This is a genomic window from Pseudarthrobacter sp. S3, assembly GCF_050156905.1.
Taxonomy (GTDB): domain Bacteria; phylum Actinomycetota; class Actinomycetes; order Actinomycetales; family Micrococcaceae; genus Arthrobacter.
Genome location: NZ_CP189583.1, coordinates 1791264 through 1810361, shown reverse-complemented (window position 1 = coordinate 1810361; position 19098 = coordinate 1791264). Strand labels below are relative to the sequence as shown.

At 63.8% G+C, this 19098-nt stretch carries 16 protein-coding genes; 5 read left to right on the top strand and 11 right to left on the bottom strand.

Annotated elements, in window-relative coordinates:
- Nucleotides 1-236: 236 nt before the first annotated feature.
- Complete coding sequence (gene glnA / locus ACQCSV_RS08725) at nt 237-1661, top strand: type I glutamate--ammonia ligase (protein ID WP_354154344.1); 1425 nt, start codon at nt 237-239, stop codon at nt 1659-1661.
- Between the two features lie 262 nt (nt 1662-1923).
- Here the strand turns inward: glnA (ACQCSV_RS08725) and ACQCSV_RS08720 are convergent, their stop codons facing one another.
- The 4 genes from ACQCSV_RS08720 to glnA (ACQCSV_RS08705) form a co-directional block, all read right to left on the bottom strand.
- A complete protein-coding gene (locus tag ACQCSV_RS08720) occupies nt 1924-2469 on the bottom strand; it encodes a GNAT family N-acetyltransferase (RefSeq protein ID WP_426939548.1) in 546 nt (181 codons plus the stop codon).
- Entirely contained in the window at nt 2448-2891 is a 444-nt protein-coding gene (locus ACQCSV_RS08715; protein WP_354154345.1) for a VOC family protein, read from the bottom strand. The genes ACQCSV_RS08720 and ACQCSV_RS08715 overlap by 22 nt, the downstream gene beginning before the upstream one ends.
- A 66-nt stretch (nt 2892-2957) precedes the next feature.
- The gene (locus ACQCSV_RS08710; protein ID WP_426939477.1) at nt 2958-5969 is read right to left on the bottom strand and encodes a bifunctional [glutamine synthetase] adenylyltransferase/[glutamine synthetase]-adenylyl-L-tyrosine phosphorylase; all 3012 of its coding nucleotides are present in this window, start codon (nt 5967-5969) and stop codon (nt 2958-2960) included.
- Between the two features lie 6 nt (nt 5970-5975).
- A complete protein-coding gene (gene glnA / locus ACQCSV_RS08705; protein ID WP_282330620.1) occupies nt 5976-7316 on the bottom strand; it encodes a type I glutamate--ammonia ligase in 1341 nt (446 codons plus the stop codon).
- A 263-nt stretch (nt 7317-7579) separates the two neighbouring features.
- Between glnA (ACQCSV_RS08705) and panB the strand changes: the two genes are divergently transcribed.
- Entirely contained in the window at nt 7580-8485 is a 906-nt protein-coding gene (panB, locus tag ACQCSV_RS08700) for a 3-methyl-2-oxobutanoate hydroxymethyltransferase (RefSeq protein ID WP_426939476.1), read from the top strand.
- A 63-nt stretch (nt 8486-8548) separates the two neighbouring features.
- Here the strand turns inward: panB and ACQCSV_RS08695 are convergent, their stop codons facing one another.
- Complete coding sequence (locus ACQCSV_RS08695; protein ID WP_185263240.1) at nt 8549-8713, bottom strand: SPOR domain-containing protein; 165 nt, start codon at nt 8711-8713, stop codon at nt 8549-8551.
- Nucleotides 8714-8833: 120 nt separating this feature from the next.
- Here ACQCSV_RS08695 and map point away from each other — a divergent pair, with 120 nt between their 5' ends.
- Nucleotides 8834-9712, top strand: coding sequence for a type I methionyl aminopeptidase (gene map, locus ACQCSV_RS08690; protein WP_426939475.1), 879 nt, complete (start codon nt 8834-8836; stop codon nt 9710-9712).
- Between the two features lie 57 nt (nt 9713-9769).
- Entirely contained in the window at nt 9770-10573 is an 804-nt protein-coding gene (ppgK, locus tag ACQCSV_RS08685) for a polyphosphate--glucose phosphotransferase (protein WP_185263238.1), read from the top strand.
- 77 nt (nt 10574-10650) lie between these two features.
- Here the strand turns inward: ppgK and nrdR are convergent, their stop codons facing one another.
- The 3 genes from nrdR to ACQCSV_RS08670 all read right to left on the bottom strand — a co-directional run bounded on the left by nrdR (nt 10651) and on the right by ACQCSV_RS08670 (nt 13228).
- Complete coding sequence (nrdR, locus tag ACQCSV_RS08680; protein ID WP_354154349.1) at nt 10651-11157, bottom strand: transcriptional regulator NrdR; 507 nt, start codon at nt 11155-11157, stop codon at nt 10651-10653.
- Between the two features lie 151 nt (nt 11158-11308).
- Nucleotides 11309-12685, bottom strand: coding sequence for a histidinol dehydrogenase (hisD, locus tag ACQCSV_RS08675; protein ID WP_426939474.1), 1377 nt, complete (start codon nt 12683-12685; stop codon nt 11309-11311).
- A 9-nt stretch (nt 12686-12694) separates the two neighbouring features.
- Complete coding sequence (locus ACQCSV_RS08670; protein WP_354154351.1) at nt 12695-13228, bottom strand: hypothetical protein; 534 nt, start codon at nt 13226-13228, stop codon at nt 12695-12697.
- Between the two features lie 158 nt (nt 13229-13386).
- Here ACQCSV_RS08670 and ACQCSV_RS08665 point away from each other — a divergent pair, with 158 nt between their 5' ends.
- Complete coding sequence (locus ACQCSV_RS08665) at nt 13387-13884, top strand: flavin reductase family protein (protein ID WP_354154352.1); 498 nt, start codon at nt 13387-13389, stop codon at nt 13882-13884.
- Between the two features lie 14 nt (nt 13885-13898).
- On the opposite strand, the gene dnaE is transcribed toward ACQCSV_RS08665, so the two are convergent.
- The 3 genes from dnaE to lspA are packed head-to-tail and all read right to left on the bottom strand — an operon-like array spanning nt 13899 to nt 19016.
- Nucleotides 13899-17456 (bottom strand): DNA polymerase III subunit alpha, encoded by a 3558-nt coding sequence (gene dnaE / locus ACQCSV_RS08660; protein WP_426939473.1) that lies wholly within the window; start codon nt 17454-17456, stop codon nt 13899-13901.
- Nucleotides 17457-17506: 50 nt separating this feature from the next.
- Nucleotides 17507-18433, bottom strand: a complete 927-nt coding sequence (locus ACQCSV_RS08655; protein ID WP_354154354.1) for an RluA family pseudouridine synthase — start codon at nt 18431-18433, stop codon at nt 17507-17509.
- Nucleotides 18426-19016, bottom strand: coding sequence for a signal peptidase II (gene lspA, locus ACQCSV_RS08650; protein WP_354154355.1), 591 nt, complete (start codon nt 19014-19016; stop codon nt 18426-18428). The genes ACQCSV_RS08655 and lspA overlap by 8 nt, the downstream gene beginning before the upstream one ends.
- Nucleotides 19017-19098 lie beyond the last annotated feature (82 nt).

The window sequence follows — 19098 nt, the reverse complement described above, 5'->3', positions numbered from 1 at the left end:
ACCACACTTTGGACACCGGATAGCGTTACCTGTTCAGGACAATTCTGTAACCTGAACAGGGCATTCTGTAACCTGCCCGAAACAATGTGGACACTGACGGGAAATGACGTGTCCATAGGCTGATAGCAGTTTCAAGCAATACCTCCCAAGCAGGGAAACCAGGTTTCCCTGCCCTTCGGATTGCGCTGGATCAGTTGGCTTGCCAGCCAGATATTACATATGCGTAAGGAGCATAGATGTTCAAGACTGCGGACGAAGTCCTCAAGTTCATCAAGGACGAAGATATTAAATTCGTCGATATCCGCTTCACCGACCTCCCGGGTGTGCAGCAGCACTTCAACGTGCCGGCCAAGAGCGTCGACGCGGACTTCTTCATCAACGGCCAGCTCTTCGACGGTTCCTCCATCCGCGGCTTCCAGGGCATCGCCGAATCCGACATGCAGCTGATCCCGGACGTTACCACCGCATTCCTGGACACGTTCCGCATGGAAAAGACCCTTGCGCTGAACTTCTCGATCGTGAACCCCCGCACCGGAGACCCGTATCACCGCGATCCCCGCGGCGTAGCCGAAAAGGCTGAGGCCTACCTCGCCTCCACGGGCATCGCCGACACCGCGTTCTTCGCTCCGGAGGCCGAATTCTTCGTCTTCGACAACGTCCAGTACCAGTCCTCCCCCGAGGGCAGCTTCTACAAGATCGACTCCGAAGAAGCACACTGGAACACCGGCCGCGAAGAAGAGGGCGGAAACCTCGGCTACAAGACCCCCATCAAGGGCGGCTACTTCCCGGTTTCCCCCACCGACAAGCAGGCTGACCTCCGCGACGCCATGTGTATCGCCCTGGATGAGGCAGGCCTCGAGGTCGAGCGCAGCCACCACGAGGTAGGCTCCGCCGGCCAGGCTGAAATCAACTACAAGTTCACCACCCTGACCCACGCCGCGGACGACCTGCAGAAGTTCAAGTACGTCATCAAGAACACGGCCGATGCCTGGGGCAAGTCCGTGACCTTCATGCCGAAGCCGGTCTTTGGCGACAACGGTTCGGGCATGCACTGCCACCAGTCGCTGTGGACCAACGGCGAGCCGCTGTTTTACGACGAAAAGGGCTACGCCGGCCTGTCCGACATGGCCCGCTGGTACATCGGCGGCCTGCTGAAGCACTCCTCCGCCGTCCTCGCCTTCACCAACCCGACGGTGAACTCCTACCGCCGCCTGGTCAAGGGCTTCGAAGCTCCGGTCAACATGGTGTACTCGCAGGGCAACCGCTCCGCCGGGATCCGTATCCCCATCACGGGCTCCAACCCCAAGGCCAAGCGCATCGAGTTCCGCGCTCCGGACCCCTCGTCCAACCCGTACCTGGCCTTCGCTGCCCAGCTGATGGCCGGGATTGACGGCATCCGCAACCGCATCGAACCGCCGGCGCCAATCGACAAGGACCTCTACGAGCTGCCTGCCGAGGAAGCCAAGGACATCCCGAAGGCTCCGGGTTCGCTGGAAGAGGCGCTGGAGGCCCTGCGCGAGGACAACGAGTTCTTGCAGGCCGGTGGCGTGTTCACCCAGGACCTGATCGACACCTGGATCGAGTACAAATACGAGTACGAGATCCGCCCGCTGTCCCTGCGCCCGAACCCGTACGAGTTCGAGCTCTACTACGGCGTCTAGCACGATCGGCGGCTGAACCCGTTCAGTCCGCCAAAAAGTCCGCCCGGGCTGCCAGCATCAGAGCTGCAGCCCGGGCGGACTTTTTTGTCTCTTTAGGTGGGGGCTGCCTCCAGACGTGCTGAGACCAGGAGCCAGCCCCCTGACATGTGCTCCCCGAGACGAAGACTTTTCAAGCCTTCCCCCCAACAAGGTTTGAAGAACACCGCCAATCCACATGATCCGTCAATGTTGAGCCGGAGGCAATGCAAACCGCCGAAGACTATTATGTGAAGCCCCGGTACATGGTCCGTTGCGGTCCGGAACTGCCGCCCAGGTACTGCCCCTGGTCCACAAAGCCGGCGGTCCGGTATGCGGCCAGCCCGGCCTGGTTGGTTTCGTTGACGGAAAGCACGACGCCGGCCTCGTGGGTTCCGCGCCTGGCGGTCAGTTTCGCGGCGGCGTCCACTGCGGACGTGGCCGCCAGCGGTCCGAGGCCCTGCCCTTGGTGGCGCCTGTCGATCAGGAAACCGCGGAGCAGCCACGCAGAATCCTCGTCCGGCCAGCCGGCCAGGCGCGCGGCACCGGCCTGGAGGGTCAGCACGCCGACTGCGTAGCCCGCAGCCTCCACGACATACGGGAACCGCGAATCCTCCTCCAGTCCCGCCAGGACCATGCGGAGCGGGTCACCCACGAAGCTGCTTTGTCCTGGGCCCAGTTCAAGGTTGGCTACCTCACCCAGCTGGATGGCAAGGGCATCACCGTCGAGGTCATCCAGGGCGATGAGCCAGACAGAATCAACCCGGGTTTTCAGGTGGGCTGTCCGTCTGATCCGGCGGGGGTTCCGTCGTCGGCAGGTGGACCGGCAGGGTCCATCCAGAGTACCTCCCACAGGTGCCCGTCCAGGTCCTGGAAACTGTGGTTGTACATAAAGCCGTAGTCCTGGACCTCCTGCGACGGGGTGCCGCCAGCGGCCAACGCCTTGCGTATGGTTGCGTCGACGTCTTCCTTGCTGTCTACCGAAAAGGCCATGATGGCTTCGGTGGAACTGGTGGCGTCGGCCACGTCCCTGGAGGTGAAGGTCTTGAAGAATCCCTCTACCAGGAGCATAACAAAGGCGTTGTCGTTGATGATCATGCAGGTCGCGTTTTCGTCGGTGTAGTCCGGGTTGAACGAGAAGCCCAGGGCGGTGAAGAAATCGACGGACCGCTTCAGGTCCTTAACGGCCAGGTTCACATAAATTTGCGTTGCCATGGCCCCCAACCTAGCACCGAGCCTCCGCGACTGTCTGCAGCCCTCCGGGGAGGACCCAAACAGCGGCTAATGGCCGTAGAAGGCTTTCTCGAACACACCCCGGGCACGCCGGCTCAGCCGGAGGTAGTCCTCTTCCAGGACGGCCGCGTGGCCTGGTGCGTAGCCGCACCAGCGGGCCACCGCCTCCAGGTCCCCCCGCGCAGATGGCAGCAGGTCCGAAGCCCTGCCGCTCCAAATGACGTTGGCGGACCGGATCCTGCTGGCGAGCCGCCACGCCTCGGCCAGCAGCTTTGCGTCGGCAGCCGTGAGCAGGTTCAGTGAAGCCGCGGCTTCAAGGGCCTCCACCGTGGACGTTGTCCGCAGTTCCGGGTGCTTGGCAGCGTGCTGGAGCTGGAGCAGCTGTACCAGCCACTCAACGTCGCTCAGCCCCCCGCGGCCAAGCTTCAAGTGGCGTGCGGGGTCCGCCCCGCGCGGCAACCGCTCCGATTCCACCCGCGCCTTGACCCTGCGCACCTCCCGGACATCCTGCTCCGAAATCGACGCCGGGTACCGGATCGGGTCGATGAGCGACAGGAAGTCCTCGGCCAGGGCGTCGTCGCCCGCCATGGGCCGGGCCCGCAACAGCGCCTGCGCTTCCCAGATCAACGACCAGCGGCGGTAATATTCGGCAAACGAATCGAGGGAGCGGACCATGGCGCCGTTCTTGCCTTCGGGCCGAAGATCCGCGTCCATCTGCAGTACACGCTCGGCCATAATGGCCGGTTTAAGTGGCTGTGTGAGCAGGCTGGAGACCTTGGCCACAATCCGGGCCGCCTGATCCTGCGCCTCCTCGTCGGTATAGCCCGGCAACGCGCGGTGCACGTACATCACGTCGGCGTCGGAGCCGTAGCCGATCTCGCGGCCGCCCTGCCGGCCCATGGCCACCACCAGCATCGCGGTCTTCAGCGGTCCCTCAGCGGTGATGATTCCTTCGGCCACACGCAGGGCGCCCAGCACCGCTGCCCGGTCGGTGTCCGCCAGCGCCGCGCCCACCTGGTCCTGGTTGAGCAGACCGGCAGAATCGGCGATCGCGATCCGCAGGATCTCCCTGCGCCTGATCAGCCGGATCAGCCTGATGGCGTTTTCCGGGTCCGAGTGCCGCGACATTTTGGCCGTGATTTCCTGCCACTGGGCTTCGAAGTTCAATGGCGCAAGGTCCTTGTTGGTGCCCAGCCATGCCACCGATTCCGGCGACACCTCCAACAGGTCAGCGATCAGCCGCGAGTTGGCGAGAACGTTGCATAACCGTTCGGCCGCGGCGGTGGAATCGCGGAGCATGCCCAGGTACCAGTGGGTAGTGCCAAGGGCCTCACTGACGCGCCGGAACGCGAGCAGCCCGGCGTCGGGATCAACGCCGCTGGCGAGCCAGTCCAGCAGGATGGGCAACAGCTGGCGTTGCAACGCCGCGCGCCGGCTGACACCTGCGGTCAGCGCCTCAATGTGCCGCATGGCTCCCCTCGGATCGCGATAGCCCAGTGCGGCAAGGCGGCCCTGGGCGGCCTCAGGCGTCAGCCTGGCGTCTTCGGTGCTAAGTTTGGCTGCCGTGTTCAGCAGCGGCCGGTAGAAAATACGCTCGTGCAGTTCACGGACAGAGCGTTTGGTCTTCTGCCAGGTGGCCAGCAGCGAAGCCGGCGGTGGCCTGTCATTGGAGAAAGGGCTAAGGACTGCCTTTGCAAGGGCTCGCTGTGCCGCCTCGCCCACGGGCATCAGGTGCGTCCGCCGGAGCTGGAACAGCTGGATGCGGTGCTCCAGGACCCGCAGGTATCGGTAGGCGTGGTCGAAAGCGGCGGCGTCGGTCCTGCCGATGTAGCCCCCGGCGGACAAGGCCGCAATGGCTGCGGTGGTATCCCTGCGGCGGAGGGTTTCGTCGGATTTTCCGTGCACCAGTTGGAGCAGCTGCACGGTGAACTCGACGTCCCGGAGGCCGCCCCGGCCAAGCTTGATCTGCCGCTGTTCCTCCGCCGCCGGGATATGCTCTGTGACCCTGCGGCGCATCGCCTGCACGGACTCCACAAACCCTTCACGGCCCGCGGAGCTCCAGATCAGTGGAGTCACGGCCTTTTCGTAGCGCTCCCCCAGGTCCCTGTCGCCGGCGATGGTCCGGGCCTTCAGGAGTGCCTGGAATTCCCAGCTTTCCGCCCAGCGCGCGTAGTAACTTTCGTGCGACGCGAGGGTTCGGACCAGGGGGCCGGACTTGCCCTCCGGCCGCAGGTTGGCGTCCACTTCCCAGAGACCGGGCTCACGTGCCACCGACGAGATGGCCCGGGAAATGCCGGCGGCCAAGGCTGTGCCGATGGTGTTGGCACGGGCGTCATCGAGGTCGCCGGCGTCGATCACGTAGATGACGTCGACGTCGGAAATATAGTTCAGTTCCCGCGCTCCGCATTTGCCCATCCCGATGACGGCCAGACCGACGGCGGCCACTTCCCTGGCGCTGAACTGCTCAGCAGCCTCGGCACGGGAAACTGCCAGCGCAGCTTCGATCGCGGCCCCCGCCAGATCAGCGAGCTCAGCCCCGACGGCGGGCATAAAGTCCAGCGGGTCAGCGGCGCACATGTCCTTGACCGCCAGGTCCACCACCCCGCGGCGATACGCCGACCGCAGCGCCGCATAAGCTTCGGTTCCGGTCACTCCTGCCACGGGCCGGGCTGACGAGGGTTCCGCACGGACAGATTTCAGGAGCACAGAGCGGAGCTGCTCCGGATCTGCCTGCAGTGGCTCGGGACTGGCGGTGACTTCGAAGGCATCGAGGTGTTCCGGGTGCCGGATAAGGAATTCCCCGAGCGCTTCGGAGGCCCCGAGCACCCTGTAGAGCGGCTCGCTGGTCTCCGGATCGGCCGCCGCCAGCTCCCGGAGACCCGGGTGCTTTTCAATCAGCCGCACCAGTGACTGCAGGGCGGTGTCGGGGTTGGCGGCCAGCTGCAGGCCGGCGAAAATCCTGTCCGGGTCAAGGCCAATCAGCTCCGGGGCAGCAAGGAAGCGCTCACCCTTCTCCAGGTCACTGAAGCCGGCTGAGATGAGGCGGCGTGCGAGGCTCACCGCCGCCTAAAGAATGCCGAGGTTGCGCTGCAGTTCGTAAGGCGTCACCTGGAGCCGGTAGTCCTGCCATTCGGCACGCTTGTTGCGCAGGAAGTGCTCGAAGACCTGCTCACCGAGGATCTGCGGCATCAGCTCGGAGTCCTCCATGGACCTGATGGCATCGTGAAGGCTGGCGGGCAGGGGGTCGTGGCCCATGGCGCGACGCTCGGCGGAGCTCAGTGACCAGACGTCGTCCTCTGCTGCGGCGGGCAGCTCGTAGCCTTCTTCGATCCCCTTCAGTCCGGCCCCCAGCAGGACAGCATAGGCAAGGTAGGGGTTCGCTGCTGAATCAATGCCGCGGTATTCGATGCGGGCCGACTGGCCCTTGCCGGGCTTGTACAGCGGGACCCGGACCAGGGCCGAACGGTTGTTGTGCCCCCAGCTGAGGTAGCTCGGTGCTTCGCCGCCACCCCAGAGCCGCTTGTAGGAGTTCACAAACTGGTTGGTCACAGCGGTGAATTCGGGGGCGTGCTTCAGGATCCCTGCGATGAATTGGCGGGCGGTTTTGGAGAGCTGGAATTCGGCGCCGGCCTCATAAAAAGCGTTAGCGTCACCTTCGAACAGCGAGAAGTGCGTGTGCATCCCGGAGCCGGGGTGGTCGGTGAAGGGCTTGGGCATAAACGTGGCGTAAGTGCCCTGCTGGAGGGCCACTTCCTTGATCACCGTGCGGAAGGTCATGATGTTGTCCGCGGTCTGCAGGGCGTCCGCGTAGCGCAGGTCGATCTCGTTCTGGCCGGGACCGGCTTCATGGTGGCTGAACTCCACCGAAATACCCACGGATTCCAGCATGGTCACGGCCGTGCGGCGGAAGTCCTGCGCCACGCCGCCGGGCACGTGGTCAAAATAGCCGCCCTCGTCAACGGGTATGGGCGCGCCGTCGGGCCCGGGCTGCTGGGACTTGAGGAGGTAGAACTCGATCTCCGGGTGGGTGTAGCACGTAAAGCCCATGTCCGCGGCCTTGGCCAGCGTGCGCTTGAGGACATTGCGGGGATCCGCGGCCGACGGTTCGCCGTCCGGAGTCAGGATGTCGCAGAACATTCTCGACGTCTGTTCCGTCTCGCCACGCCACGGCAGGATCTGGAAGGTGGACGGATCCGGTTGTGCCAGCATGTCCGATTCGAACACGCGCGCCAAGCCTTCGATGGCTGAACCGTCGAAACCGAGTCCCTCCTCAAAGGCCCCTTCGACCTCGGCCGGGGCAAGTGCCACCGATTTGAGTGAACCTACGACGTCGGTGAACCACAAACGTACGAACCGTACGTCGCGTTCCTCGATTGTGCGCAGGACAAACTCTTGCTGGCGGTCCATGATGGCCTCTTCTCCGGTCAATCGTTCATGCCCCGGGCCCGCGGAAGCGGCGGCCGGCAGCAGTTCACCATTACTTTACTAAGCAATCGGCTCCAATGCGGGCGACCGCACCGCGCGTAACACAGCGTTAACACGGCAACCACGGCCGGCCGCACCCACGGGTGGCAAATATGCCCCGACGGGCACCTGAATATGACACGGATCACGGTCCGCTGGCCCGTCTGCGGTGGCTAGGACTGCCGGTGCCGCATTACGCTCTTGCCATGGACTCCACCAATAGCTCTGAGTCAAGCGCGTCCGCTGAAGTACACGCACCCTACGGAACCGGACCTGCACCGGAGCAGGCACCGTCGTCGGAAATTAATGCGAAGCCCGCACCCAGGGTGCGCATCCACCACCTGCAGCAGGCCAAGCGGGACGGTAAACGCTTCGCCATGCTGACCGCCTATGAGCAGTACAGCGCGGAGATCTTCGACCAGGCCGGCATCGAGGTCCTCCTGGTGGGCGATTCGGCATCCAACAACGTTTTCGGCAACGAGACCAGCCTGCCCGTCACGGTGGATGAGCTCCTCCCCCTCTGCCGCGCCGTGGCGCGGTCCGCCAAGCGCGCCCTGGTGGTGGCAGACCTGCCGTTCGGCAGTTACGAAGTTTCGGCGCAGCAGGGTGTCGAAACAGGCGTCCGGTTCCTCAAGGAAGGGCTGGCCCATGCCGTGAAGATCGAGGGCGGAAAATACTACGCGGAAACCGTCCGCGCCATGGTCCAGGCCGGCGTCCCGGTCATGGCCCATATCGGCTTCACCCCGCAGAGTGAACACGCGCTGGGCGGTTACCGGGTCCAGGGCCGCGGGGAAGATGCGCAGCGCCTGATTGACGACGCAACGGCGCTGGTTGAGGCGGGGGCGTTCGCCGTCCTGATGGAAATGGTTCCGGCGGCCACAGCAGCCGCCGTTGACGCAGCGGTCAGCGTGCCGACTGTCGGGATCGGCGCGGGCAATGCCACCACGGGGCAAGTGCTGGTGTGGCAGGACATGGCCGGGTTGCGCGGTGGCAGGATGGCGAAGTTCGTCAAACAGTACGCTGACCTGCGCACTACCCTCAGCGACGCGGCGAAGGCGTACGGCGACGAGGTCCGAACAGGTGCGTTCCCCGGCCCGGAACACTCTTTCTAGGCCCCGGCAGGTCGCGGGCTCGTTCTGGCCGCTGGCACGTCACGGGCGGCAGATGAGTGCAGTTCAGTCGTCATCGCCCTTTTCCCACGACTCATTCCTGGCCCGGACCTTTTCGAGGGCGTGTTCGGCCTCTTCCCGCGTTTTGTAGGGGCCGATCAGCTGGCTCCAGTCCGAGAGTGCGTCTTCTTCCACCTCGTGGGTGTTTACGTTGTACCAGTACTCAGTCATCGGTGCTCCTAGTTCCGGCTGGCGGAGGCCCGGCCGTGATCCACGTAACTTAAACGTCGACGCGGACAGCTTAGGGCTTCCAGTTACTTGGCCTAATGCGGTGCCTTATATGATCAATCTATGCCTTCCCTAGCCTCGACTGCACCCACCGGCACCCTTACCCGGGGAACCGTGAGCCCGCAGCTCGCCGTTCCAGCGTCCATCACGCGACCGGAATACGTGGGCAAGCCCGGCCCGGCCAAGTTCACCGGCTCCGAGATCAAGTCCGCCGAGACTGTAGAGAAAATCCGGATCGCCAGCCGGATCGCCGCACAGGCCATCGTTGAGGTGGGCAACCACATCAAGCCCGGTGTGACCACCGACCAGCTGGACAAGGTGGGTCACGAATTCCTGCTGGACCACAAGGCCTATCCGTCCACACTGGGCTACCGCGGGTTCCCGAAGTCCCTGTGCTCGTCGTTGAATGAAGTGATCTGCCACGGCATCCCGGACAGCACCGTGGTCCAGGACGGCGACATCCTCAATATCGACATCACGGCATATATAAACGGGGTGCACGGCGACACGAACCACACCTTCCTGGTGGGTGAGGTGGACGACGAATCGCGCCTGCTGGTGGAGCGCACCCGGGAATCCCTCAACCGCGCCGTCAAAGCCGTGGCCCCCGGCCGGGAGATCAACGTGATCGGCCGCGCCATCCAGTCGTACGCCAAGCGTTTCGGCTACGGCGTGGTGCGGGACTTCACCGGCCACGGCGTCGGCGAAGCGTTCCATACGGGCCTGATCATCCCGCACTATGATGCGGCTCCGGCCTACAACACTGTGATCGAGACCGGCATGGTGTTCACCATCGAACCCATGCTGACACTCGGCACCATCGAATGGGACATGTGGGAAGACGACTGGACAGTTGTCACCCGGGACCACAAGCGGACCGCCCAGTTTGAGCACACCCTGCTGGTGACAGAGTCCGGCGCCGAAATCCTCACGCTCCCCTGAAATTTCCCCGGTCAGCCGCCCGGCCGACCAGCCCGCCCAGCCACGAACGGAACAACATTGGCCAAGAAGGACGAGAAGTCGCACAAGAACGCCCCGCTGATCGGCATTGACATCGGCGGCACGGGAATTAAGGGCGGCATCGTCGACCTGAAAAAGGGCAAGCTCCTGGGTGAGCGGTTCCGCGTGCCTACGCCCCAGCCCGCCACCCCTGACGCCGTAGCGGACGTTGTGGCGCAGGTGGTTGCCGAGCTTTCAAGCCGCCCGGAGGCTCCGGCCGCGGACTCGCCCGTGGGCGTCACCTTCCCCGGCATCATCCAGCATGGCGTGGTCCATTCGGCGGCTAACGTTGACAAGAGCTGGCTCAACACCGATATTGACGCGTTGCTCACCGCACGGCTTGGCCGCCCGGTGGAGGTAATCAACGACGCCGACGCCGCCGGCCTGGCGGAAGCCCGTTACGGCGCGGGCAAAGGCGTGGACGGAACTGTCCTAGTCATCACCCTGGGCACCGGAATCGGCTCGGCATTCATCTTCGACGGACGTCTCGTCCCCAACGCGGAACTGGGGCACCTGGAGATCGACGGCTTTGACGCCGAAAGCAAGGCCTCAGCGGTGGCCCGTGAACGGGACGGACTGACCTGGGAGGAATACAGCGTGCTGCTGCAACGCTACTTCTCCCACGTGGAATTTCTCTTCTCGCCTGAACTGTTCATCGTGGGCGGCGGCATCTCCAAGCGCGCCGACGAATACCTGCCGCACATGAAACTGCGAACCCCGATTGTGCCGGCCGAACTCAAGAATGAGGCCGGGATCGTCGGCGCCGCCGTCGAAATTGCCGTGAAACACAAACTCACAAAATAACCGGCTAATGACCGGCGCCCGAGGGCAGCCGGTGCCGGTGGTGGCGGCGGCTTCCCCTCCGCGGCCGCCACCGGAGTTTAAAGGGGGCTCTTTTCGGAGCTCTTGGCGGCCGCCGCCGAGCGTTGCGTTCCTTCTTCCACTGATTCATGGCGGAGCAGTGCAATGGCGGTCTCGAAATCCTCGAGGGATTCGAACGCCTGGTACACGCTCGCAAAGCGAAGGTAGGCCACCTGGTCAAGCTTCTGCAGCGGACCAAGGATGATCAGGCCAACTTCATGGGCGTCGATCTCGGCCGCGCCAGAAGCGCGGATCTGCTCCTCCACCTCCTGGGCCAGGAGCGCCAGGTCATCTTCGCTGACCGGCCTGCCCTGGCATGCCTTACGCACGCCGTTGATAACCTTGCTGCGACTGAACGGTTCACCCACTCCGGAGCGTTTGATCACCGAAAGGCTGGTGGTCTCCACGGTCGTAAACCGGCGGCCGCATTCCGGGCACTGCCGGCGGCGGCGGATGGCCGAGCCGTCATCGGCCATCCGGCTGTCCACAACGCGGGAGTCCGGATTGCGGCAAAATGGACAGTACATGGTGTCCCCTCCCTCGATGTCTTCCGGTGCCGATGTTTCCGGCCCCGGCAGACCTCTCCGCCTCTCAGTTTACGACTACATGTTGCGGAATAACAATCCTGTCATTACCACATGTAGTGGTAACTGTAGTCTGCGCCGGAGACCGTCTGCATCAGCGGGTATGACGGAAGCGTGCCGTGACAGCTTCACCGTGCGCCGGCAGGTCCTCGGCACCGGACAGGCTCACAATGTGGCCGCTGACTTCCTGCAGCGCGGCCCGGCTGTAGTTGATGACCTGGATGGCACGCAGGAAGGTGGTCACGTTCAGTCCGGAGGAAAACGCCGCCGTCCCGCTGGTGGGCAGGACGTGGTTGGAGCCGGCGCAGTAGTCGCCCAGGCTGACAGGACTATAGTCCCCCACAAAGATCGCGCCGGCGTTCCGGATCCGGGCAGCTACCGCCAGCGCATCCGCGGTCATGATTTCAAGGTGTTCAGCAGCGTAGGCGTCACACGCGGCGATGCCTTGTTCCAGGTCCTCCACCAGGACCACTCCCGACTGCGGGCCGGACAGTGCCTCACGTACGCGCGCGGAGTGCTTAGTGCCGGCCGCCTGCCGGTCCAGTTCGGTGCGGACTGCCGCGGCAAGGTCCTCCGAGTCCGTGATGAGCACGGAAGCCGCCTGGGGATCGTGCTCCGCCTGGCTGATCAGGTCTGCTGCCACGAGGTCAGGTTGCGCCGTCGCATCAGCCAGGATGGCGATTTCGGTGGTTCCGGCCTCGGAATCGATTCCCACCACACCCTTGACCAGGCGCTTCGCCGTCGCCACAAAAATGTTTCCCGGACCCGTGACTACATCAACGGGTTCCAAAGCGGGCCCGGAGTCGTTGGCCTCCACGCCGTAGGCGAAGGCAGCGATTGCCTGTGCACCGCCGATGGCGTAGACCTCGTCGATACCGAGCAGGGCCGCTGCCGCAAGGATGGTGGGGTGCGGGAGGCCGCCGAAATCTTTCTGCGGCGGTGATGCCAGGGCGATGGACTGTACTCCCGCAGCCAGGGCCGGGACAACATTCATGATGACCGACGACGGATATACGGCAAGGCCACCGGGCACGTACAAACCCACCCGAGAAACCGGAACCCAATTCTGGCTCACCAGCGCGCCGTCGCCGAGTTCAACGTCGAGATCACGCGGCCGCTGCCCGTCCGCGAAGCGCCGGGCGCGGCTGATGGATTCTTCCAGCGCGCCGCGGACCGCCGGATCCAGCCCCGCCAGCGCCCGGGCCAGGGAGGCTGCCGGGACCCGCGGGTGGACCTGCTGGACTCCGTCGAAACGGAGTGCCAGGTCGCTGAGGGCGGTGAAGCCGTCCGTGCGGACGGCCTTGATGATGTCCACTACCTTTTGTTCCGCGTCCGCCACGGTGTGCTGCCGCGCCCGGGGAACAGCGGCGCGCAAACCGGCGAGGGTCAGACCCCTGCCGCGAAGGTCGACTGTCCGGAAGCTGACAGCGGCGGCAGTGGGTGTGGCTGGAAATTCAGGAGAAATGGTCACCGGTCCATTTTACGCGCCGGGCGCGCTGCCTTCGGCTACCGGCGTGCCCGTGCTCCCGGGCCCACTCTTGAGCAGGTTCACCAGGCTTAGGACAAACACGGACGCGGCAGTCGCGGCTGGCCACAAAATAAGCACGGGCAGGGACCGGAGCGTGAACGCGACGCTTGCGTTGACCGACGTGTCTGCGGGTCCGCCCCATAGCTGGCCCGCAAGAACGCCGGTCGGCCACGCGATCAGCGCCCCGCCCAGTCCGCCGGCCAGGCCCAGGAGAAAGACCGCCTGCTCATCGCGGGCGCCCTTATCCGCCAGGAACACGGCAACCAGGCACCCTGCGAACACACAAAGTCCAGCAAGGGTGAGGTCCCTGGGCAGCCATACGTCCGGGTTGGTCCCGGCTGCCAGGGCGGGGTCGCGCGTGATCAGGTTCAAGCCACCTGGGGCAAGCAGCCACCACAACAGGCCGACAGGAACACCACCGGCAGCAGCAGCGGCAAAGCATTTCCACGGCAGCCGGGCGGACCGGCGGCTGAAGTGTTCTCTCATGAAACAAACCTTAACAAATCTCGGCGTGTCCGGTCAGATGACGTGGGCAGTCTTGACAGATGACGTGCCGGGTCAAGGGATTGCTCCCTGTCCGGCGGGGACTAATACCCTTAAGGAAGAGACCATTTCAGCCTGCTTTCCAGGGAGCAAATTTTACGATGACAGACAAAACGCCGTTCGAGGGCACGTTCAAGGAAATGTTCCGGCGGCATGCGGCCGGGGTCGCCATCATCACCGTGAACTACCAGGGCGAGCCCTACGGCTTCACCGCCACGTCCGTGGCGTCACTTTCCGCGCAGCCGCCGCGGTTCACGTTCAATATGGCCCGCAGTTCAAGTTCCTGGCCGGCCGTAGCCAACGCCACCCACCTAGGTGTCCACATGCTCGGCCTGGAAAACCAGGCGCTTGCAGACCGCTTCGCGCGCACCAAGGACAGGTTCGACGGGGACCACTGGAAACTTGGCCCGCACGAGGTCCCGATCCTCAAAGACGTCGCCGGCTGGCTGATCGGCAAGATCCAGATGCGGCTCTCCTTCGAGAACAATGCCGTGGTGGTTGTCGAGGTTGTGGACGGCGAAGTGGGCGACGACGGCTCGCCGCTCCTGTACCACGCCGGCGGCTATGGCCAGCCGGTCCCCCTGGACTACCAGATCTGATGGCGCACCGGAACCTAGTTATCCAGGCAGGTTGGGCCCAGGAGCACCTTCAGGTCACCGAACAGTGACGGACTGGGGTTGACCCTGAGATGGACGGGCAGCCCCATGACTTCCGTCCGGGTGTCGCCCTGCAGGTGCAGCCTGACCTCCGAGTTCCCCCGATGGTTCCGAAGGACATCGCCCAGTTCGGTGACAACAGCCTCGGTCGCCTTGTGCGTGGGAATCGAAATGAGCACGGGGCCGTTGGTTCCTTCACTGAGGTCCGGAACGGACAGTTCCATGCAGTTCAGTGCCACGGCACCGTCGTCCCGCCGCTGCAGGCGGCCTTTGACCACTACGATCAGGTCCTCGGCAAGGACCGACGCGATGGGGCCATAGACCTGGCCGAAGAACATCACCTCCATCGAACCGCCGAGGTCTTCGATTTCGGCCCGGGCATAGGCGTTGCCACTCGCCTTGGCGATCCTGCGGCTAAGCGAGGTGATCATGCCGGAGATGGTGATGATGGCGCCGTCGTGCGGCCCGTCTTCGCCGATGATCGAGGTGATGGACTGGTCCGCGTGCTGGCTGAGGAGTCCTTCCAGGCCCTGCAGCGGGTGGTCTGACACATACAGGCCAAGCATGTCGCGCTCAAAGGAGAGCTTGTCCTTCTTCTCCCATTCCGGCAGGTCGGGGATCTCGATGCTCAGCGACGCTTCGGATTCTGCCTCCTCGAAACCGGCGAAGAGATCGAACTGGCCGATTGCTTCGTTTCGCTTGAGCGTGATCACAGAGTCGATGGCCTCCTCATGGATCATCGCCAGCGCACGCCGGTGGTGGTTGAGGGAATCGAAGGCTCCGGCCTTGATCAGGGATTCAATGGTCCGCTTGTTGCAGACCACCGCGGGAACCTTCATGAGGTAGTCCTTGAAGGACGTGTAGGCGCCTTCCTTCTCGCGCGCGCCCACCATCGCTTCGACGGCGTTGACGCCCACGTTGCGGATGGCGCCCATGCCGAATCGGATGTCGGTGCCTACCGGAGTGAAGTTCAGCGCGGATTCGTTCACGTCCGGCGGCAACACGGTGATTCCCATGCGCCGGCATTCGTTGAGATAGATTGCCGATTTGTCCTTGTCGTCCCCGACAGACGTCAGCAGGGCAGCCATGTACTCCGGCGCAAAGTGCGCCTTCAGGTACGCGGTCCAGTAGGAGATCACGCCATACGCGGCCGAGTGGGCCTTGTTGAAGGCGTAGTCGGAGAACGGCAGCAGGATGTCCCACAGGGTCTTCACTGCGGCCATGGAGTAGCCGTTGTCCTGCATTCCCTGGGAGAATCCGGCGAACTGCTTGTCCAGCTCGGATTTCTTCTTTTTGCCCATGGCGCGCCGCAGGATGTCTGCCTGCCCGAGCGAATAGCCGGCGAGTTTCTGGGCTACGGCCATCACCTGCTCCTGATAAACGATCAGTCCGTAGGTCCCGCCAAGGATTTCAGCAAGCGGTTCCTTGAGCTCGGGGTGGATGGGGATGACTTCTTGGATCCCGTTTTTGCGCAGCGCGTAGTCGGTGTGCGCATTCGCGCCCATCGGACCGGGCCGGTATAGAGCCAGCACGGCGGAGATGTCCTCGAAGTTGTCAGGCTTCATCAGCTTCAGCAGGGACCGCATGGGACCGCCATCAAGCTGGAAAACACCCAGGGTGTCGCCCCGGGCCAGCAGTTCATAGGAGGCCACGTCATCCAGTGCCAGGCTGTCCAGGTCCAGGTCCAGGCCGCGGTTAAGTTTGATGTTCTCCAGGGCGTCGGAAATGATCGTCAGGTTCCGCAGGCCGAGGAAGTCCATCTTGATCAGGCCCAGCCCCTCACATGTGGGGTAGTCGAACTGCGTGATCACCTGGCCGTCCTGGATACGGCGCATGACCGGGATGACGTCGATGATGGGGTCCGAGGACATAATGACGCCAGCGGCGTGCACGCCCCACTGGCGCTTCAGCCCCTCAATGCCGAGGGCGGTCTCAAAGACCTTCGCGGCCTCGGGATCGGTGGCGATCAGCTGCCGGAAGTCACCGGCCTCGCTGTAGCGCTTTGAGTCCTTGTTCTGGATGTCGGCGAGCGGGATGTCTTTGGCCATCACTGCCGGCGGGAGCGCCTTGGTCAGCTGCTCCCCCATGCTGAACGGGTAGCCCAGCACACGGGAGGAGTCCTTCAGCGCCTGCTTGGTTTTGATGGTGCCGTACGTGACAATCATTGCCACGCGCTCGTCGCCGTATTTCCGGGTCACATAGTCGATGACCTCGGACCGGCGCCGGTCATCGAAGTCAACGTCAAAGTCAGGCATGGACACCCGGTCAGGGTTAAGGAACCGCTCAAAGATCAGGCCGTGATGGAGCGGATCAAGGTCCGTGATGCGCATGGCGTACGCCACCATGGAGCCGGCGCCGGAGCCGCGGCCGGGACCGACGCGGATGCCGTTCTTCTTCGCCCAGTTGATGAAGTCGGCCACCACCAGGAAGTATCCCGGGAAGCCCATGGAGGTGATAACTTCGAGCTCGTAGTCCGCCTGGGTGCGGACTTTGTCCGGGACACCGCCCGGGTACCGGTATTCCAGTCCCGTGGCAACTTCCTTGACCAGCCAGGATGTCTCGTCCTCGCCCGGCGGGCATGGAAACCGCGGCATGTAGTTTGCGCCGGTGTTGAACGAGACATCGCAGCGCTCGGCGATCAGCAGGGTGTTGTCGCAAGCATCCGGGTGGTCCCTGAACAGCTCCCGCATCTCCTGCGGGGACTTAAGGTAGTAGCCGCTGCCCGAGAAAGCAAAGCGGGAGCCGCCGTTGTCATAGGACGGCTCCAGCAGCGTGGAACCTGACTGGATCGCAAGCAGTGCCTCGTGTGCCTTGGCGTCATGTTCGTGCGTGTAGTGAAGGTCGTTGGTGGCCACCAGCGGCAGGTTCAGATCCTTGGCGAGCCTCAGCAGGTCTCCCGTGACCCGTCGTTCGATGTCCAGGCCGTGGTCCATCAGTTCGCAGAAATAGTTCTCCGCACCGAAAATGTCGCGGAATTCCGAGGCGGCTTCCAAGGCCTCGCGGTATTGGCCCAGCCGCAGCCGGGTCTGGACCTCCCCCGAAGGGCAGCCCGTGGTGGCGATCAGGCCCTCGGAGTATGTGTTGAGGAGCTCACGGTCCAAACGCGGCCATTTGCCGAAAACTGCGTCCAGCGAGCCGATGGACGAAGCCCGGAAGAGGTTGCGCATACCGACGTTGTTATAGCTCAACAGCGTCATGTGGGTGTAAGAACCACCGCCGGAGATGTCGTCCTTGCGCTGATGTTCCTCGCCCCAGCGGACACGGCTTTTGTCCGTGCGCGCAGTACCGGGGGTGACGTAGGCTTCCACACCGATAATCGGCTTGATCCCTTGGTCCGTGGCGCGCTTCCAGAAATCGAAAGCCCCGAACAGGTATCCGTGGTCGGTGGTGGCCAGTGCCGGCATCCCGAGGCGTTCAGTCTCGTTGAAGAGCTCACCCAAGCGGGCTGCGCCGTCCAACATGGAGTATTCGGTGTGGTTATGGAGATGGACGAACGAGGCATTGCTGGAAGTCACCGCACCATTCTAAGCGCTGGCCGGCCGCCCAAGGCCCAGCGAAGCCGCTGCTAGGCTTCCCCCGACTCCAGGACTGCGAGGGCAAAGGCCAGATCCTGCGGGTATTCGCTGGTCACGATGACGCGCTCCCCCGTTGCCGGGTGGTCGAAGCCGAGCTGCCGGGCATGGAGCCATTGCCGGGTCAGGCCCAGGGTGGCGGCGAGCCGAGGATCCGCCCCGTAGGTAAGATCTCCCGCGCATGGGTGCCGCAGCGCCGAAAAGTGGACACGGATCTGGTGTGTGCGCCCGGTCTCAAGGTGCACCTCCACCAGGGTGGCTTTGCCAAACGCTTCCAACACCTCATAGTGCGTGATCGACGGCCTGCCGTCTTCGATCACCGCAAAGCGCCAGTCGTGTCCGGGGTGGCGCCCGATTGGCGCGTCGATGGTGCCCTCCAGCGGGTCCGGTAGCCCCTGGACCACCGCGTGGTAGACCTTGTCCACGGTGCGCTCCTTGAAGGCCCGCTTCAGGGCCGTATAGGCGCGCTCCGTTTTGGCCACCACCATTACCCCGGACGTGCCGACGTCGAGCCGGTGCACGATCCCCACCCGCTCGGGGGAACCCGACGTCGAGATCCGGAATCCGGCTCCGGCGAGCCCGCCAACCACGGTGGGGCCTACCCAGCCGGGGGATGGATGGGCGGCAACGCCCACTGGCTTGTCCACAACAACAAATTCGTCGTCGTCCAGCAGGATATTCAGGCCTTCCACAACTTCCTCCACCACTTCGAGCGGGTCCCGTCGTTCAGGCACCGTCACTTCCAGGACATCGCCGGTAACCAACCGCGCGGACTTGCCGAGCTTCTTGCCGCGGCTCACCACGTTGCCCTCGGCGATGAGGGTCGCGGCCATCGACCGGGAAATCCCCATCAGCTTGGCGAGCCCGGCGTCCGCCCGTGTTCCACCGACTTCGTCGGCGACCACCACACGCTCAGACACCGTCCGTGTCCTTCGGCTGGGCCGCCTCGTTCCGTGGTGCCGCGTCGTGCCGTGAGCCATCAAGGGCGATCCCCCGCAACGTCAGGATGCAGATGATGACTACTGCTGAAACCACGGCGGAATCGGCGATGTTGAAGATCGCAAAATTCGGCAGTTGGATGAAGTCCACCACATGCCCCATGCCGAACGAGGGCTCCCGGAAGAGCCTGTCCGTCAGGTTGCCCAGGGCACCGCCCAGGAGAAGGCCCAGTGCCAGCGACCACCAGGCCGAGCCCAGCTTACGCACCTGGAACAGGATGGCGATGGCGACGCCGGCCATGATGATGGAGAACACCCAGGTGACATTTTCACCGATCGAAAATGCGGCTCCGGAATTTCGGATGAAGTACCAGTGCAGGAGCGGCGGCAGCACCGGGATACGTTCACCCTCCACCATCGAGGACGTCACCCACAGTTTTGTCAGCTGGTCCAGGACGTACGCAAAGACCGCAAAGCCAGCGAAGAGCGAGAGCAGGAGTGCCCGCCGGGGTCGGGCCGATGAGGGAGAAGGGTTTGCGGCGTCAGCGGCGATGTGGTCAGTCATGGTGCTTTCATTTTGTGAAACCGATGTTAAATCCCAAAAACCGACAGCCGAGGAATCCTCAGCCACCGGTTCTCAGAATACG

Coding starts and splice junctions, on each gene's coding strand:
- glnA (WP_354154344.1), top strand. CDS start 237: ATGTTCAAGACTGCGGACGAAGTCCTCAAGTTCATCAAGGACGAAGAT.
- ACQCSV_RS08715 (WP_354154345.1), bottom strand. CDS start 2,891: ATGGCAACGCAAATTTATGTGAACCTGGCCGTTAAGGACCTGAAGCGG.
- glnA (WP_282330620.1), bottom strand. CDS start 7,316: ATGGACCGCCAGCAAGAGTTTGTCCTGCGCACAATCGAGGAACGCGAC.
- panB (WP_426939476.1), top strand. CDS start 7,580: ATGGACTCCACCAATAGCTCTGAGTCAAGCGCGTCCGCTGAAGTACAC.
- ACQCSV_RS08695 (WP_185263240.1), bottom strand. CDS start 8,713: ATGACTGAGTACTGGTACAACGTAAACACCCACGAGGTGGAAGAAGAC.
- map (WP_426939475.1), top strand. CDS start 8,834: ATGCCTTCCCTAGCCTCGACTGCACCCACCGGCACCCTTACCCGGGGA.
- nrdR (WP_354154349.1), bottom strand. CDS start 11,157: ATGTACTGTCCATTTTGCCGCAATCCGGACTCCCGCGTTGTGGACAGC.
- ACQCSV_RS08670 (WP_354154351.1), bottom strand. CDS start 13,228: ATGAGAGAACACTTCAGCCGCCGGTCCGCCCGGCTGCCGTGGAAATGC.
- ACQCSV_RS08665 (WP_354154352.1), top strand. CDS start 13,387: ATGACAGACAAAACGCCGTTCGAGGGCACGTTCAAGGAAATGTTCCGG.
- lspA (WP_354154355.1), bottom strand. CDS start 19,016: ATGACTGACCACATCGCCGCTGACGCCGCAAACCCTTCTCCCTCATCG.